This is a genomic window from Thiobacillus sp. (assembly GCF_018780105.1).
Taxonomy (GTDB): domain Bacteria; phylum Pseudomonadota; class Gammaproteobacteria; order Burkholderiales; family Thiobacillaceae; genus Thiobacillus.
The window spans coordinates 210264-226982 of the sequence record NZ_JADMKC010000005.1; the positions used below are offsets into that span (position 1 = coordinate 210264).

Sequence of the window (16719 nt, forward strand, 5' to 3'; positions counted from 1 at the left end):
AGGGCACTGCGAGACCACGCGGGAGGCCGAAACAATAAACATTAAAAACAGCGTGTTATTGAGACGGTTCAACGTACCGGCCGACTCAGGACGACGTGAAAAAGACTTTACTGTTTCAAACATTGCCTGGCCGTCTCAAGAATCACCGACGACTATCGGGGCTGCGCAGCCACGGCCGCTGTGACCCCGAAGGCCCGGCTTCGGCCAATACCGCCATTCGCGTTTACTATCGAGGCAATCAGCACATTGGGGCCCATGCTCTGGTTTCAGAAAACCAGCGGGGCACCCGGCCTGAAACAGGCTGTTTCGTCATGTGCTCAGAACGTCCGCCTCAAAACCATTCCGTTGACAAACGCCTGCGGGGCTGCAATCGCAACAGCCGTTTGAAAACCCGATTCCCCAAAATCACCTACATTGAACGCTATCCAATAGCGGACAGTTGGACGTTCCCAAAAGCCTGACTTGAAGCGCATTCAATGCGGACAATCAAAGTTCGGGCAAGGAGAGTGACATAGTCATCAAAGAGTTCGGATTGTCGTCACGCATGCGGAATGCGTCGCATAACGACCGGGACACCGAGTTGTTGCGTTCCGAACTGTTTAGCATCGAGCAGCTGAAGCGTCACGCGGTCATGCTGGCGGACCAGCATCGAATCGATCCACGGCCGGGGCCGGACCGCTTGCTGCCACGTCTGGCAGACAATGCGCGGGTTCTGCTGGCGGCCTACGACGTCGTGACTGCCGCCGCGACGCCGGGACAACGGATCGTACCGGCCGAGGCCTGGCTGCTCGACAACTTTTACCTGATCGAGCAGCAGATCACGCTGGCGCGTCGCCACCTGCCGCGTGGATACAGCCGGCAGCTGCCGCGACTGGCTGAGGGCCTGTCGGCTGGTTTCCCTCGCATATACGATCTGGCGCTGGAGCTGATCTCCCACATGGACGGCCGCGTCGACAGCGACAACGCCACCCAGTTCATCGCCGCTTACCAGACCGTCGAACCCTTGAAGCTGGGCGAGTTGTGGGCTTTCCCGATCATGCTGCAGCTGGCCTTGCTGGAAAACCTGCGCCGCGTTGGCCTGCGTATCGCACGCCGGCGCGAGGAGCGCGATGCGGCCATCACCTGGGCCGACCGCATGCTGGTGACGGCCGAACAGGAACCGAAACAGCTGATCCAGCTGCTGGCCGAGTTTGCCAATGCCGATGTGCCGCTGACCGCGCCGTTCGTGGAAGAGTTCTACGCCAGGCTTCAGGCGCAGGGTCCCGCCATGGCCTTCGTCCAGACCTGGGTCGAGCACAAACTGTTCGAACAAGGCGTGACCGCAACCGCTTTGTCGGAGGCGGCCGGACGCACCGCCGCAACCAACCAGATTTCCATCGCCAACAGCATAGGCAGCTTGCGCTTCATCGGCACCATGGACTGGCGGGAATACGTCGAGTCACTCAGTGTGGTCGAGCAATGCTTGCGCGAAGACCCGGTGGGCATGCACGCCAGCCAGGACTTCGCCACGCGCGACCGTTACCGTCACGTCATTGAAGACGTGGCGCGCGGCGGTTCGTGCAGCGAGCAGAAGGTGGCACGCGCAGCCATCGAGCTGGCACAGGCGGCTGCGGCGCAATGGGGAACCGAGAATCGTCGCGCGCATGTCGGCTACTACCTGATCGATCAGGGACGGCAGAGCCTGGAGCGTGCCGTGGGTTGTCGTTTGTCATGGAGAACGCGGGTCAGCCGGGCGAGCCGGCATGTCCGCCTGCCCCTGTATCTCGGCCCCATCTTTTTGATTACCGCGCTGGTGACCGCGGGCATCCTGTCTGTTGTCGGTGGATTCGGGGAGGGTGGCTGGCGGGACGGCTTGCTGCTGCTTGCTCTCGTCATCGGCGCCTCGGCGCTGGCGGTTTCGCTGGTGAACCTGCTGGTCACGCTGATCCTGTCGCCGCGCGCCTTGCCCCGCATGGATTTCTCCAAGGGGATTCCCGACTGCCATCGCACCATGGTGATCGTCCCCACCCTGCTGGGCAGTCCGCAGGAGATCGATCATCTGCTCGAGGCGCTGGAGATCCGCTATCTCGGCAATCGCGACCCCAATCTGTACTTTGCGCTGCTGACGGATTTTCGCGACGCGCCCGAACAAACGCTGCCGGACGACGCGGCCTTGCTCGCTTACGCACGCACGGCGGTCGAGACGCTCAACGCGACGTATCGTGACGACCGTCCGGGCATCTTCTATCTATTCCACCGGCCGCGGGTGTGGAATCCGGTCGAGCGGGTGTGGATGGGCTACGAGCGCAAGCGCGGCAAGCTGGAGCAGTTCAATGCCCGGCTCCGGGGCGGGGCGAACACTGCTTTCTCCGACATCGTCGGCGATCAGTCCATCCTGGGGTCGATCCAGTACGTCATCACCCTGGATACCGATACGCAGCTGCCGCGCGACGCGGCGCGCACCCTGATCGGCAACCTGGCGCATCCGCTCAACCGGCCGGTCTACGACGCCGGCAAGGAACGCGTCGTCGAAGGCTATGCGATCCTGCAGCCGCGCGCCTCGATCAGTCTGACCAGTGCAGGCCAGTCGCGCTTCACCAAACTGTTCGCCGGCGACTCGGGGCTGGATCCCTATACGCGCGAGGTGTCGGATGTCTATCAGGACGTGTTCGGCGAAGGCTCGTTCATCGGCAAGGGCATCTACGATGTGGACGCGTTTCGCCAGGCCGTCGACGGACGTTTTCCGGAGCATCTCATCCTCAGTCACGACCTGCTGGAAAGCGGCTATGCGCGATCGGCGCTGGTGACCGATGTCGACCTCATCGAAGAGCATCCGGCCAGTTATGCCATCGAGGCGAGCCGGCGCCACCGCTGGATACGCGGCGACTGGCAACTGGCTGGCTGGCTGCTGCCGCGTGTGCCAGGCCCCACCGGCCCGAATGGCGCGAAAACGAAGCGGCAGGCGAACCCGCTCTCGGCGCTGTCGCGGTGGAAACTGTTCGACAACCTGCGGCGCAGTCTGGTCGCGCCGTCACTGCTTGCCCTGCTGGCAGGGGGGTGGCTGCTGGACGTGGGGCCGGTGTGGCTGTGGACTCTGCTGGTCGTGGCGGTGCTGGGCTTGCCCTCCGTACTCTCCATTGCGGTCCAGCTCATCCGCAAGCCGGAAGAGCGCGATTGGCTGGTGCACCTGAAACTGACCGGCCACTCCGCGGGGCACCCGATGCTGCTCGCCTTGCTGGCCTTGGTCCTGCTGCCTTACGACGCACTGATTTGTCTGGATGCAATTTTGCGCTCGGGGGTGCGGATGCTGTTCACCCGCCGTGGTTTGTTGCTGTGGCAACTGCGCGCTTATGCAATCCGCAACACGCGCCGCACGCTGGCCGATTTTGTCGTGGAGATGTGGATCGGACCTGTCCTGGCGGTGGCGCTGGGCATGCTGCTGGCCACGACCCGTCCGCCAATGGAATGGATTTTCTCTGCGCCCATTCTGTTGCTGTGGCTGGTGTCGCCGATTGTCGGTTGGTGGATCAGCCGGCCGCTGGCCTCGCCTGCACCGGATTTGAGCGTCGAGCAGCGGGCGTTTCTGCGGACGTCGGCCCGACGAACCTGGCGCTACTTCGCCGACTTTGTCGGCCCGCAGGACAACTGGCTGCCGCCCGACAACTTCCAGGAATATCCGGCGCCGGCCATCGCCTCGCGCACCTCGCCCACCAATATGGGCATGTCGCTGCTGGCAGACCTGGCTGCGTACGATTTCGGTTATCTCACGGCCGGAGAATCCCTGCAGCGTATCGGCAACACGCTGGCTTCAATGGAACAGCTGGAACGCTACCGCGGCCACTTCTACAACTGGTACGACACCCGCACACTGCAGCCGCTGCACCCGCAATACGTTTCGTCGGTGGACAGCGGCAACCTGGCCGGCTGTTTGCTCACCCTGCAGGCGGGGCTGACCGAACTGAAAAATCAGCCGGTGCTGTCGACCAACGCATTCCAGGGGCTGCAGGACACCTTGCAGGTTCTGGCCGGGCACATACCCGCGTCGCCCACGCCGGAACTGGCGCAGAAGATCGGATTTCTGCAGGACACATTGCGTGCGTTCACACAGGACGGACAGCCCCGGACACTGGTTGCCGCCGAAAGCGTGCTGGATGAGATCCACCGTATGGGCGGGGGGCTGGTGGCATGGTTGCCCACCGATATCGATATCGATGGCGAACTGTATTACTGGGCGCAGGCATTCGACCAGCAATCCCGTGCCCTGCGCGATGAACTGGGATACCTGGTGCCCGAGCCGCAGCCTTACAGCACCATCCCGACCTTGGTGGAATTAAGTGAAGCGGGCGCAGCAGGCAAGCGCGCAGGGGAGCGGCTCGCCCTCATCGATGGCCTGATGGGCCGTTGCCGCGCACTGGCAGCGATGGATTTCGAGTTTCTCTACGACAGCGCATGCGGCTTGCTGACCATCGGCTACGACGTCGGCGAACGGCGCCGCGATCCGTCCTGTTACGACCTGTTGGCATCGGAAGCGCGTCTGGCCAGTTTCCTGCTGATCGCGCAGGGGCAGGTGCCGCAGAAGCACTGGTTCGCTCTCGGCCGGCTGCTGACCAGTCACGGCGGCGAAGTCAGCCTGATCTCGTGGAGCGGCTCGATGTTCGAGTACCTGATGCCGCAACTGATCATGCCGAGCTACCCGAACACCCTGTTGGAGCAGACCTGCAAGGCCGCGGTGTCGCGGCAGATCGAATATGGCCGGCAACGTGCGGTGCCGTGGGGGATTTCCGAGTCCTGTTACAACGCCACCGACATGCATCAGGTCTACCAATACCGGGCGTTCGGCGTGCCGGGCCTCGGCTTCAAGCGCGGCCTGGGCGACGATCTGGTCATCGCGCCTTACGCCAGCGCACTGGCGCTGACGGTGATGCCTAGCGAAGCCAGCCGCAACCTGCGCACGCTGGCCGACCAGGGCTTTCTCGGTGCCTATGGGTTCTACGAGGCGGTCGACTACACGCCCTCGCGGGTGCCGCGTGGCAAGCCGCATGCCATCGTGCGCGCGTTCATGGCGCATCACCAGGGCATGAGTCTGCTGGCCTTTGCGCATGTCCTGCTTGATCAGCCGATGCAGCGCCGCTTCATGTCCGACCCCCTCGCGCGGGCGACGGAATTGTTGCTGCAGGAGCGGGTGCCGAAGCAGGGTGCGACCCTGCATCCGCATGCGGCCGAAGTCAGCGCAGCCGCGCGCCCACCCGCCGCGGAAGCCGGCGCGATCATGCGCGTGTTTACCGACCCGAACACGCCGCTCCCCGAAGTGCACCTGCTGTCAAACGGCCGTTATCACGTCATGGCAACGCATGCCGGCGGCAGCACCAGCCGCTGGCGCGACCTGGCCATCACCCGCTGGCGCGAAGATGCCACCTCCGATGGCTGGGGCACCTTCATCTATCTGCGCGACCGCGACAGCGGACGCTACTGGTCGACCGCGCATCAGCCGACGCTGCGTCGTGCCGATCACTACGAAGCCATCTTCGTGCAGGCGCGTGCCGAATACCGGCGGCGCGACCAGGCGATCGAAACGCACACCGAGATTACCGTTTCACCTGAAGACGACGTCGAGATCCGTCGCGTCACGCTCACCAACCAGTCGTCCCGCATCCGCCGCATCGAGGTGACGAGTTACGCTGAAGTGGTGCTGGCGCCGCTGAATGCCGACCTGGCGCATCGCAGCTTCAGCAACCTGTTCGTGCAGACCGAAATCCTGCCCGAGCGGCAGGCGATTCTTTGCACGCGGCGCCCGCGTACCCCGGGGGAGCAGGTGCCGTGGATGTTTCACCTGTTGGCCGCACCGGGCGCAGTCGCCGACGATCCGTCCTACGAAACCGACCGCGCCCGTTTCATCGGGCGCGGCCGCACTACGGCCAACCCGGTGGTGCTGGAATACGGCGACAGCGCGCCCGCCCTGTCCAACACGGCGGGTTCGGTGCTCGATCCCATCGTGGCGATCCGCCGCACCGTTACCTTGTCCCCGGACGAATCGGCGAGCGTGCAGATCATTTCCGGGATTGCGGACACGCGCGAGGCCGCATTGGCCCTGCTGGAGAAATATTGCGACCGCCACTTCGTCGAGCGCGCATTCGAAATGGCGTGGTTCCAGAGCCAGGAAGTACTGCGCCACCTCAACGCCAGCGAAGCCGATGCGCAGATTTTTGGTCGCCTGGCCAGTTCCGTCATTTACTGCAATGCCCTGCGCCGCGCTTCGCCCGGCATCATTGCCCGCAACCAGCTGGGTCAGTCCGGGCTGTGGCGCTTCGGCATCTCGGGCGATCTGCCGATCGTGCTGCTGCACATCGGCGACCTCAACCGCATCGATCTGGTCAAGCAGGTGCTGCAGGCGCATGCCTATTGGCGCATGAAGGGGCTGACCGCTGATCTGGTGATCGTGAACGAGGATTTCTCGGGCTACCGGGCGGTGCTGCAGGATCTGATCATGGGGCTGATCAACGCGGGGCCCGAAGCGCAGGTGATCGATAAACCGGGCGGCATCTTTGTGCGCCGTGCCGAAGAGCTGTCCGAGGACGAACGGGTGCTGCTGCGGACAGTCGCCCGCATCGTCTTCAACGATACCGCCGAGACGCTGATCGAACAGGTGGAACGCCGTGTCTCGGCAGAGCGTACCTCGGACCGCCTGGAGCCCTTGCAGCAAGCGAGCATCGAGCCGGTTTACCCGCTGGCGGCGCGCGAGCGCATTTTCAGCAACGGCTTGGGCGGCTTCACGCCCGACGGCAATGAATACGTCATCACCCTCGAACCGGGCCAGAACACGCCGGCGCCGTGGGTCAACGTAATCGCCAGCCCGCACATTGGAACGGTCGTCAGCGAGCGCGGCAGCGCCTATACCTGGGCGGAAAACGCGCACGAGTTCCGCCTGACCACGTGGCACAACGATCCACTCTCCGACAGCAGCGGCGAGGCGTTCTATATCCGCGACGAAGACACCGGGGCGTTCTGGTCGCCGACCCCGCAGCCCGCCTGCGGCCGCTCCGGCTATGTCTGTCGCCATGGTTTCGGTTACAGCGTGTTCGAGCATTACGAAGCCGGGATTGCCTCGGAGCTTTCCACCTACGTCGCGATGGACGCGCCGGTGAAGTTCGTGGTGATCAAGCTGCGCAACTCCTCGACGCAGACACGCAACCTGTCGTTGACCGGATATTGGGAACTGGTGCTCGGCGAGTGGCGGCATGCCAATCTGATGCACATCGTCACCGAAACCGATTCGCACACTGGGGCGCTGTTTGCCCACAATGCCTACAACCGCGAATGCGCCAATCGGGTGGTTTTTGCCCAGGTCAGCGAGCGCGAGCGGTCGATGAGCGGCAGCCGTAGCGAGTTCATCGGCCGCAACGGTTCGCTCGCCAATCCGGCAGCGATGCGTCGCAAACGTCTGTCGGGCCGAACCGGTGCGGCGCTCGATCCGTGCGCCGCGATCCAGAGCCGGATTGAATTGGCCGCCGGGCAAACGCGCGAGGTCGTGTTTGTTTTCGGCGCCGCGCGCGACGCTGGCGAGGCGCGCCATTTCATCCAGCGCTTTGGTGGACGGGCCGGCGCGCGGCAGGCACTGGAAACCGTGTGGGAATACTGGAAACACACCCTGGGCGCGCTGCATGTGGAAACGCCCGACCCCGCGCTGGACGTGCTGGCCAACGGCTGGCTGGTCTATCAGACCCTGTCCTGCAGGCTGTGGGGGCGCAGTGGTTATTACCAGTCCGGCGGGGCCTACGGATTCCGCGATCAATTGCAGGACACCATGGCGTTGATCCATGCGACACCGTGGCTGGCCCGCGAGCAGTTGATCCGCTGCGCCGAACGCCAGTTTAGCCAGGGCGACGTGCAACACTGGTGGCATCCGCCCAACGGACAGGGCGTACGCACCCATTTCTCCGACGACTATCTGTGGCTGCCGTATGCCGCTTGTCGCTATGTGCGGGCGACCGGCGATACAGGCGTACTCGACGAGCCGGTTCATTTTCTGGAGGGCCGCGCGTTGAATCCGGAAGAGGAGGCTTACTACGATCAACCCCAGCGCTCGCCGGAAGTCGCCAGCCTGTATGAGCATTGTGTGCGCGCCATCAAGCATGGCTTGCGTTTTGGCGCGCATCAATTGCCGCTGATGGGCTGCGGCGACTGGAACGACGGCATGAATCTGGTCGGCAAGGATGGTAAGGGCGAGAGCGTGTGGCTGGCGTGGTTCCTGTACGAAAACCTCGAGCTGTTTGCAGGTCTGGCGAGTGACCGCAACGACCAGGACTTTGCCGGCGTATGCAGGGAGCAAGCGGTCCTGTTGCGCAGCAATATCGAGGCGCATGCCTGGGACGGCGCCTGGTATCGGCGCGCCTGGTTCGACGATGGCACCCCGCTGGGTTCCTCCGCCAACGACGAATGCCAGATCGATTCGATCAGTCAGAGCTGGGCGGTCATATCGGGCGGCGGCGATCCGGTACGCGCCCGCCAGGCAATGACGGCAGTCGACCAGCGCCTGGTGCGACGCGACAAGCAGATCATCCAGTTGCTCGACCCGCCCTTCGACAAATCAGCGCTGGAGCCCGGCTACATCAAGGGCTACATCCCCGGCGTGCGCGAGAACGGCGGCCAATACACCCATGCCGCGATCTGGACCACGATGGCGTTTGCCATGATGGGCGATACCGAACGCGCGTGGGAATTCTTCGCCATGCTCAATCCCGTCCATCACGGCAGCACGCCCGAAGCCATCGCACGCTACAAGGTTGAGCCCTACGTCATGTGCGCGGACATCTATGGCGTGTCGCCGCATACCGGTCGGGGCGGCTGGACCTGGTACACCGGGGCGGCGGGCTGGATGTACCGGCTGACCGTGGAAACCCTGCTGGGACTGCAACTGGGAGTCGACCATCTGCGCATTGCGCCGTGCATCCCGGCCCATTGGGCGTCCTACAAAATCCATTACCGCTATCGCGAGACCGTCTACCACATCACCATCAAGCGGGTCGGTGAGCAAACGGGTCGGGTGATCCGTGTAACGGTGGATGGCACCGGGATAACCGGAAACGGGATAAACGGAGCTGTGGCAAATGGAGTTGACGCAGGCGGGCCGGCAGGATATGCATCAGCGCGGCCGCATGGCCTGATCCCCCTGGTGGACGACCGCCAGGAGCACTATGTCGAGGTGGAATTGAGCTGACGATTTTTGAAACGCTTATATCTGCACCGGACACCGAGCCGTCCATCGTTCATTCGATCCCTGATTTTCTGTAACAGGCTTGCAGGTATCATCGGCGGCAGGCTTGGCTTTCTCCCGGAAAACGCATGTACCGAAGCACCGACCATCTGATCATCTTCGACGCCGATGGCACGCTGGTCGACGCGTTTGCTGCCATCGATATCGCGTTTGCGCATCACGGCATGGACATTGGCGATCTGGAGCGCTTTCAGAAGCGGCGCAATCTGTTCAAGTACATCGGCGGCATCAAGGAATTTCCGCGCAATCTGGCGCGGCACATGGGCAAGCGTGTTCGCAAGGAACTGCTGGATACGCTGACCGAGGTTTATCAAACCGAGGCGCTGCTGTACCTGGGCATGGCGGAGTTGATCCGCGACCTGATCGATACGCCCGGCGTGCGGGTCGGCATGGTGACGCGCAATGTTTGCCACGAACCGAAGACCACGCTGAGCCGCCTGTTCGCGCGCCACGATATCGATATCGGGCAGCTGGATTTCATGCATTACCTGCCGCTGCACGAGGAGAAGCTGCATTATTTCAAGGCGGTGCGCGAGCAGCTGGACGTCAACCCGGCGCGCGCCTTCGCCTGCGGCGACGAGCACCGGGACTACGCGGCCGCCCTGGCTGCCGGCATTCATCCTTTCATCGTGTCGTATGGCTTCGAGAGCCACGCGCGCCTCACCCACAAGTTCGGGATTCCCGAAGAGGTCATCTCGCCGGATCCCGGCACATTCAGCAAGCGTGTGCGGCATGCGCTGGCCATGCCGCTCTAAGCAACCTCATTTAATACCCTGAAAAGGAAGCCCGAGATGAGTCCCGAATATCCCTACGGAAAACTCGATCTGGACGACGCGCACCGCATTGCCGGGGGGGCGAATTCCCTGCTGATGGCTTTGCAGGAATATGCCGAAGCCGGCATGGAGGCCGATCCGGCGCGCGCCAAACTGGTGAAGAAGGGCGTCGAAATGGGCGACGCGCTGCTCGACATGGCGCGCATGCTGGTTTCGCGCGGCGTGTTTTCGCAGGAGCGGCACCTGAGCGAAATCCTGATTTACAGCGCGGCCATCGTCGACGGCTGCGAGGTGTGCGCGTTGACCCACATCGAAGGCGCCATCCGCGCCAAGGCGCCGGAAGCGGTCATCAGCACGGTGCAGGCGATTGCGCTGTACGTGCGCGCGCAGGCCGACGACGACACCTATCTGCTGTTCGACGCCTACACCTCGCACTGGAAGCGCTTTGCCGACTGGCCGCATCTACCCAACGCGAAGGTGACGAACCTGAAGTTCTACAACCTGATCGCGCTGCTGATGAGCCTGGTGGTGCGCAAGCGGCGGCTGGTGCGCCTGCACGCTTATGAATTGCTGACGCGCAGCGATGTCACGCCGGAAGAAATGCTGGAAGTGATCGGCATCGCCCAGGTGATGGGCGGTTTTCCGGCGCGCTGGGAAGCGGTGCACATCCACAACGTGGCGCGTGAACTGCGCGAGCAGGGCCAGCTGCCGGAGGCTTTCGTGGCGGTGCTGGAGCGGATTCCCGCTGCGCCGCCTGCGCGCTAGCAGCCTGTCGGGCTTGAAGAATCGAAGCGAAAATCCGGCTGGTCGAGGACAGATTTTGACGATTTCGCAGGGCAATAGTCGTTCTATTGCTCAAGAAAGCGGTGAAATATGGACCGGCCAGGCGGATTTGCAGCCGATTATCTTCAAGCCCGACAGGCTGCTAGGCGGGGGGTTACAGGCTGCGCGAAACCCTGCGCACGCCGTCGTCTTCGGGGTGGGGTTCGATATGGAACCCCAGGCTTTCCACCAGATGCAGCATGCTGTGGTTGATCGTCAGCACTTCGCCTTCCATCGTTTTGATGCCCTTGCCGCGCGCCACGTCCATCAGCACGTCCATCAGCTTGTGGCCGATGCCCTGCTTGTGCCAGTGGTCGCTGACCACCAGGGCAAATTCGCAGGATTCGCCATCCAGATTGATGGCATAGCGCGCCACCCCCAGTTCCACTTCCTTGCCGTCGATTTCGGTCAGCGCCAGCAAGGCCATTTCGCGCGTGTAGTCGATCTGCGTCAGCCGCGCCAGCGTGCTGGGCGACAGTTCGCGCACTGCATCCATGAAGCGGAAATACTTGGTTTCCTCGGACAGGCTGCGCACGAAATCCTGCGTCAGCTCGGCATCTTCGGGTCGGATCGGGCGGATCAGCACATCGTTGCCGCCGGGCAGTTGCCAGTGCGTGACCAGATGGGCCGGGTAGGGATGGATCGCCATGTGGCCGTAGCGGTCGGCGGAGGGGACGCGCGGCGCGATGATGACGCGCGCGTCGAGCGCCAGGGCGCCGTGTTCGTCGACCAGCAGCGGGTTGATGTCCAGCTCGGACAACCAGGGCAGCTCGCAGACCATTTCCGACAGCCGCAGCAGCACGTTCTCGAGCGCGGCCATGTCGGCCGGCGGGCGGTTGCGGAACGGCCCCAGCAAGGTGGCGACGCGGGTGCGCTTGATGAGGTCGCGGGCCAGGTAGTGATTGAGCGGCGGCAGGGTGACCGCGCGGTCCTTGAAAGCCTCGACGTCGACGCCGCCCGCGCCGAACACGATGACCGGCCCCAGCACCGGGTCCGAGGTCATGCCGAGCAGCACTTCGCGCGCATGCGGGCGCACCGACATGGGTTCGATCACCATGCCGTCGAGCGCGGCGTCGGGCCGCAGCCGCGCGATGTCGGCCAGCATCTCGGTAAACGCGGCGCGCACGGCCTGGCCGCTGGACAGGCCGAGGCGCACGCCGTTGACGTCCGATTTGTGGGTGATGTCGGGCGAGTTGATTTTCATCACCACCGGAAAGCCCATCTGCTGCGCCATCAGCATCGCTTCCATCGGGGTGCGGGCAATCAAAGTCTGTGCAATCGGGATATGGAAGGCCGACAGCAGCGCCTTCGATTCCACTTCGTTCAGCAGGTGGCGACCTTGCGCCAGTGCGTTCTCGATGATGAGGCGTGCGCCTTCGACGTCGGGCGCGGCGGCCTGCGACAGCGGCCCGGGGGTTTGCATCAGCTGGCGCTGGTTTTCGTAAAACGCCGACAGGTAGGAGAACACCTCGACCGCCGGTTCCGGCGTGGTGAAGTAGGGAATGCCGGCTTGCTTGAACAGGCGGCGTCCGTCTGCCACCTGCGCTTCGCCCATCCAGCAGGTGAGCACCGGTTTGCTTGAGGTCTGCGCCACTTCCACCACGGCCTGCGCCGCTTCGGTGGGTTTGGTCATGGCCTGCGGGGTCAGCATCACCAGCACGCCGTCGACGTTTTCGTCCGCCAGGCAGGCCTGCATCGCCGCGCGGTAACGCTCGGCGCCGGCGTCGCCGATGATGTCGAGTGGGTTGCCGTGCGACCAGTTGGCCGGCAGCGCAGCGTTGAGCGTGTCGATGCTGGCCGGCGCCAGTTCGGCCAGGCGCACGCCCAGGTCCACTGCGCAGTCGGTTGCCATGACGCCGGGACCACCGCCGTTGGTGACGATGGCGAGCCGGTTGCCGGTGGGCTGGATATGGCTGGACAGCGCGCGCGCCGAGGCGAACAGCTGCAGGATGGTGTTCACCCGCACCACGCCGGCGCGCCGCACCAGCGCGTCGAACACGGCGTCGGAGCCGACCAGCGAGCCGGTGTGCGACAGCACCGCTTTCGACCCCGCCGCATGGCGCCCGACCTTGACCATGACCACCGGCTTGAAGCGGGCGGTTGCACGCAGCGCGCTCATGAAGCGGCGCGCATCGCGGATGCCTTCGATGTACAGCAGGATGCCGCGGGTCTGGCTGTCGCAGGCCAGGTAGTCGAGGATTTCACCGAAATCCAGATCGGCCGAGGCGCCGGTGGAGATCACGCTGGAAAAGCCGATGCCGTTGGTTTCCGCCCAGTCGAGCATGGCGGTGCAGAGGGCGCCCGATTGCGATACCAGCGCGAGGTCGCCGACCAGGGTGGCGCCCTGGCTGAAGGTGGCGTTGAGCCCGATGGCGGGGCGCTGGATGCCGAGGCAGTTGGGCCCGATGAAGCGGATGCCGTGTTTTTTGGCCACGGCCACCAGGGCTTCTTCCATGGCCAGGCCGGCGGCGCCAACCTCGCGGAAACCCGCCGACAACACGATGGCGTGGCGGATGCCGCGTTGACCGCATTCCTCCATGATCTGCACCACGCTCGCCGCCGGGGTGGCGATCAGCGCGAGTTCCGGCGTTTCCGGCAGTTGGCTGGCGTCGGCATAGCAGCGCGTGCCGTACACCGTGTCGTGCTTGGGGTTGACCGCATAAACCTGCCCGCTGTAGCCGGCTGTGCGCAGGTTGTTGAACAGGATGCTGGCGACCGAACCTTCGCGCTCGCTGGCGCCAAACACCGCGACCGAACGGGCATTGAACAGGGGGTGCAGATAATGTTGGGGCATGGTTTTATGGGGACAGGTGAGTGCAATCAGGGGGCCGTGCGGCGACAGCCCATGCTAGGCCATCCCGTATGACGACGCCATCCCGCCGGGCGTATAGTTAAGCCGCTTACCTTATTTATTTTGCGCCGTGCCGACTGCCTACATCACCCATCCCAGCTGCGCCAGGCATCAAATGGGCAGCTGGCATCCGGAAAGCCCCGCGCGCCTGAGCGCGATCGACGACCAGTTGCATACCGCCCGGCTGTTCGATTTTCTGTCGCATCACGATGCGCCCGCGGTTGAACGCAGCCAGCTGCTGCGGGTGCACGACGCCGCCTATATCGACGCTGTCGAGGCGGCGTCGCCGCGCGAGGGATTCCACGCGCTGGATCCCGACACCAGCATGAACCCGTTCAGCCTGGACGCGGCGCGCCACGCCGCCGGCGGCGCGGTGCGGGCGGTGGATCTGGTCATGCGCGGCGAAGTCCGCAACGCCTTCGTCGCCTGCCGTCCGCCCGGCCATCACGCCACCCGCAATCAGGCCATGGGCTTCTGCATTTTCAACAACGTCGCCGTGGCGGCGGCGCATGCGCTGGCGGCGCACGGGCTGGAACGGGTCGCCATCGTTGATTTCGACGTTCATCACGGCAACGGCACCGAAGACATTTTCAGCGAGGAGCCGCGCGTGATGTTGTGCTCCACTTTCCAGCATCCGTTTTATCCCCACAGCGGTGCCGACACGGTCAACCCGCATATCGTCAATGTGCCGCTGCCGGCGGGCACCAGCGGCGAGCCCTACCGCGAAGCCTTCAGCGCGCGCATCCTGCCGCGGCTGGAGGCGTTCGCTCCGCAGATGCTGTTTTTTTCCGCCGGCTTCGACGGCCATCGCGAGGACGACATGGCGCAGTTCGGCCTGGTCGAGGCGGACTACATCTGGATTACCGAACGCGTGATGGACGTTGCCGCCCGCCATGCCGGGAGGCGCATCGTCTCGGTGCTGGAAGGCGGCTATGCGCTCAGCGCACTGGGGCGCAGCGTGGCCGCGCATATCAGGACGCTGGCGGACTTGTAGCCACTAGCCCGGCCGAACGCGGCGGCTCAGGGTGAGGTAGCCGACCGCGGCGCTGAATTTGCCGCGGTACCGGGCCGCCACGATCGGGTCCAGCGTGGCGTGCACCTGGGCATGCAGCCGGGTGGATTTTTCCTTCAGCACCCAGTCGCCCGGGTGCTGGAAGTTGCTCATGATGTAGCTGAAACCATTGAGGTCGCCGACCGCCTGCAGGCCGGTCGATTCGGCGCCGGACGGGCAGGACAGGAGGCGCGACAGGCGGCCGTCGTCGACGTTGTAGGCCCACAGGAAATTGTTGACGTGGCGGTCACTGTCCTCGCCGATGAAGAGGGTGCGCATCGCTTCGCTGAATTTCAGGTTGTCCGGGTTGGCGATCTTGTCCGGATGGGCGAGGTTGCCCAGCGCGTCGGGCGTGGTGAGGTCTTCGCCGAGCAGCAGCGGGGCGCCGCTGACCGGGACCCACGCGCTGGCGATCGGGGCGCCGCTGTCGTCGGCCTGGCCGCCGTCGAGCTTCCAGGCGTAGACCATGCCGGCCAGCGGCCCCTCGATGGCGATGCCGCCGGAGCCGTCGGTCATGGCTGTCTGCACGGAGCTGATCGCGGAATAGGCGATCTTGTCGCGGGCGTTGAGCGTGGTGCCTTCCATTTTTGTGAAGCCGAGGCTGCCGCCTTTGAAGGCGGCGTAGCGGTGCGTTTCGAGAAAGGCCGCGGCCAGTTCCTGACCGGGCACGAAGCGAACCCACTGGGTTTTGCCGCTGAACGGAATCGGGGTGTAGGCGGGATCGGACGGGTCGGCGGTCTTGACGTCGACGATGTCGGCGGCGCGGCAGCGGTTGGCCAGCGCTTCGATCTGTTCGCTGCTGGCGTGGCCGAGGCGAATCCATTTGAGGTCGGCCGCACCGCCTTTTTCGGCAGACTTCTGCAGCCACTTCGCCACGTACAGCGTGCCGGCCGACAGGTCGCGTGCACGGTCGGCGATGAACATGAAGAAGCCGCCGTGGGTCGCGTCGTCGCCCATCAGCACCGTGCGCGCGTCCGGCATCACTTCCACCAGTTCGTGCGAAATGCGCCCCATGCAGTAGTGCTTGCGGATGCTGCCGCTGCCGTCCGGGTGCACGGTGACTTCGGGAAGATGACCGTAGTGATAGGGGTTGGCCTTGTCCGGATCGCCGTACAGATTCTGGCTGAAGGTTTTGAAACGGGCGTTGCTGGCGAGGGTGGTGGCGTCGGGTTCGTATTCCTCGCTCGACAGGTGGGTGTTCCAGGGCGAACGGCTGGCACCGCAGGTGATCCACAGGCCGTTCACGCTGCGGGTGTCGACCGGGGCGTAGCTCACCAGGCTGAGCGTGCCGCTCTGCCTGTGCTGGTCGAGCGTCAGCACGGCGATGGGCGAGGGCAGCAGGCGCAACATCGATTCGCCGGCGGCGTTTTTGCTGGCGTATTCGAACTGCACCACGGCGAACAGGCGGTTGTGGCCGCGGCGCGGCGAGCGCGCGCCCGGCACCTGCAGCAGGCTCATGCCATCGGGACAGTCGGAGAACAGCTGGCGCTTGTCCGGCGCGGAGGCGTCGGGAATGGGCGCGTTGTGGATGTCGAAATAGCCGCCCGCAACAACGCGGCCGCCGCCGGTGCGCGGCACGCTGTCGCCGGTCAGGAAAAAGGTTTCGTAGCCCAGCGCGTAGGTCGGTGCGTCGGCGACGCTGCCGCGCGTCAGCGTCGAAGCGACGAATACTTCGGCCATCTGCGCCGGCTGGGCCAGCGTCGGTGCCGCCATTCCGCCGAACCGGTAGCGCAGCGGCTGGCCCTCCAGCGTGGCAACGGCGTGGCGAGGCAGGCCCGCCAGCGGCAACAGCGGCATGCCGGTCAGCAGTTGCAGGGCGCGGCGGCGCGAGCGGGAAACGGGTTCGGTCATGGGGATAAACAGACGGGGTTGGCGGGAACAGGATACTGCGCAAGCCGGGAATGAGGCAGGCTCAAACTAGCAAGTGGGCGTGACAAGGCCATGACATCCGCATGCTTGCAGAAATCCAGCC

Annotated in this window: 6 protein-coding genes; 4 read left to right on the forward strand and 2 right to left on the reverse strand. The window is 64.4% G+C overall.

All coding sequences use genetic code 11. The features are described from left to right. Positions 1–544 precede the first annotated feature (544 nt). From IV098_RS05365 to IV098_RS05375, 3 genes are all read left to right on the forward strand, one after another. Positions 545–9193: a glucoamylase family protein gene (locus IV098_RS05365; protein WP_296887082.1), complete on the forward strand. Its 8649-nt coding sequence runs from the start codon at positions 545–547 to the stop codon at positions 9191–9193. 125 nt (positions 9194–9318) lie between these two features. After that, positions 9319–10005, forward strand: a complete 687-nt coding sequence (locus tag IV098_RS05370; protein WP_296886790.1) for an HAD family hydrolase — start codon at positions 9319–9321, stop codon at positions 10003–10005. Between the two features lie 36 nt (positions 10006–10041). Next, a complete protein-coding gene (locus IV098_RS05375; RefSeq protein WP_296886791.1) occupies positions 10042–10788 on the forward strand; it encodes a hypothetical protein in 747 nt (248 codons plus the stop codon). A gap of 172 nt (positions 10789–10960) precedes the next feature. On the opposite strand, the gene IV098_RS05380 is transcribed toward IV098_RS05375, so the two are convergent. Then, positions 10961–13639 carry a bifunctional acetate--CoA ligase family protein/GNAT family N-acetyltransferase gene (locus tag IV098_RS05380; RefSeq protein ID WP_296886792.1) on the reverse strand — a complete coding sequence of 893 codons (2679 nt, stop codon included), beginning with the start codon at positions 13637–13639 and terminating at the stop codon, positions 10961–10963. Positions 13640–13766: 127 nt separating this feature from the next. Between IV098_RS05380 and IV098_RS05385 the strand changes: the two genes are divergently transcribed. Further along, entirely contained in the window at positions 13767–14690 is a 924-nt protein-coding gene (locus IV098_RS05385; RefSeq protein ID WP_296886793.1) for a histone deacetylase family protein, read from the forward strand. 3 nt (positions 14691–14693) lie between these two features. Here the strand turns inward: IV098_RS05385 and IV098_RS05390 are convergent, their stop codons facing one another. Further along, positions 14694–16598, reverse strand: a complete 1905-nt coding sequence (locus IV098_RS05390) for an alkaline phosphatase PhoX (RefSeq protein WP_296886794.1) — start codon at positions 16596–16598, stop codon at positions 14694–14696. Positions 16599–16719: the final 121 nt, after the last annotated feature.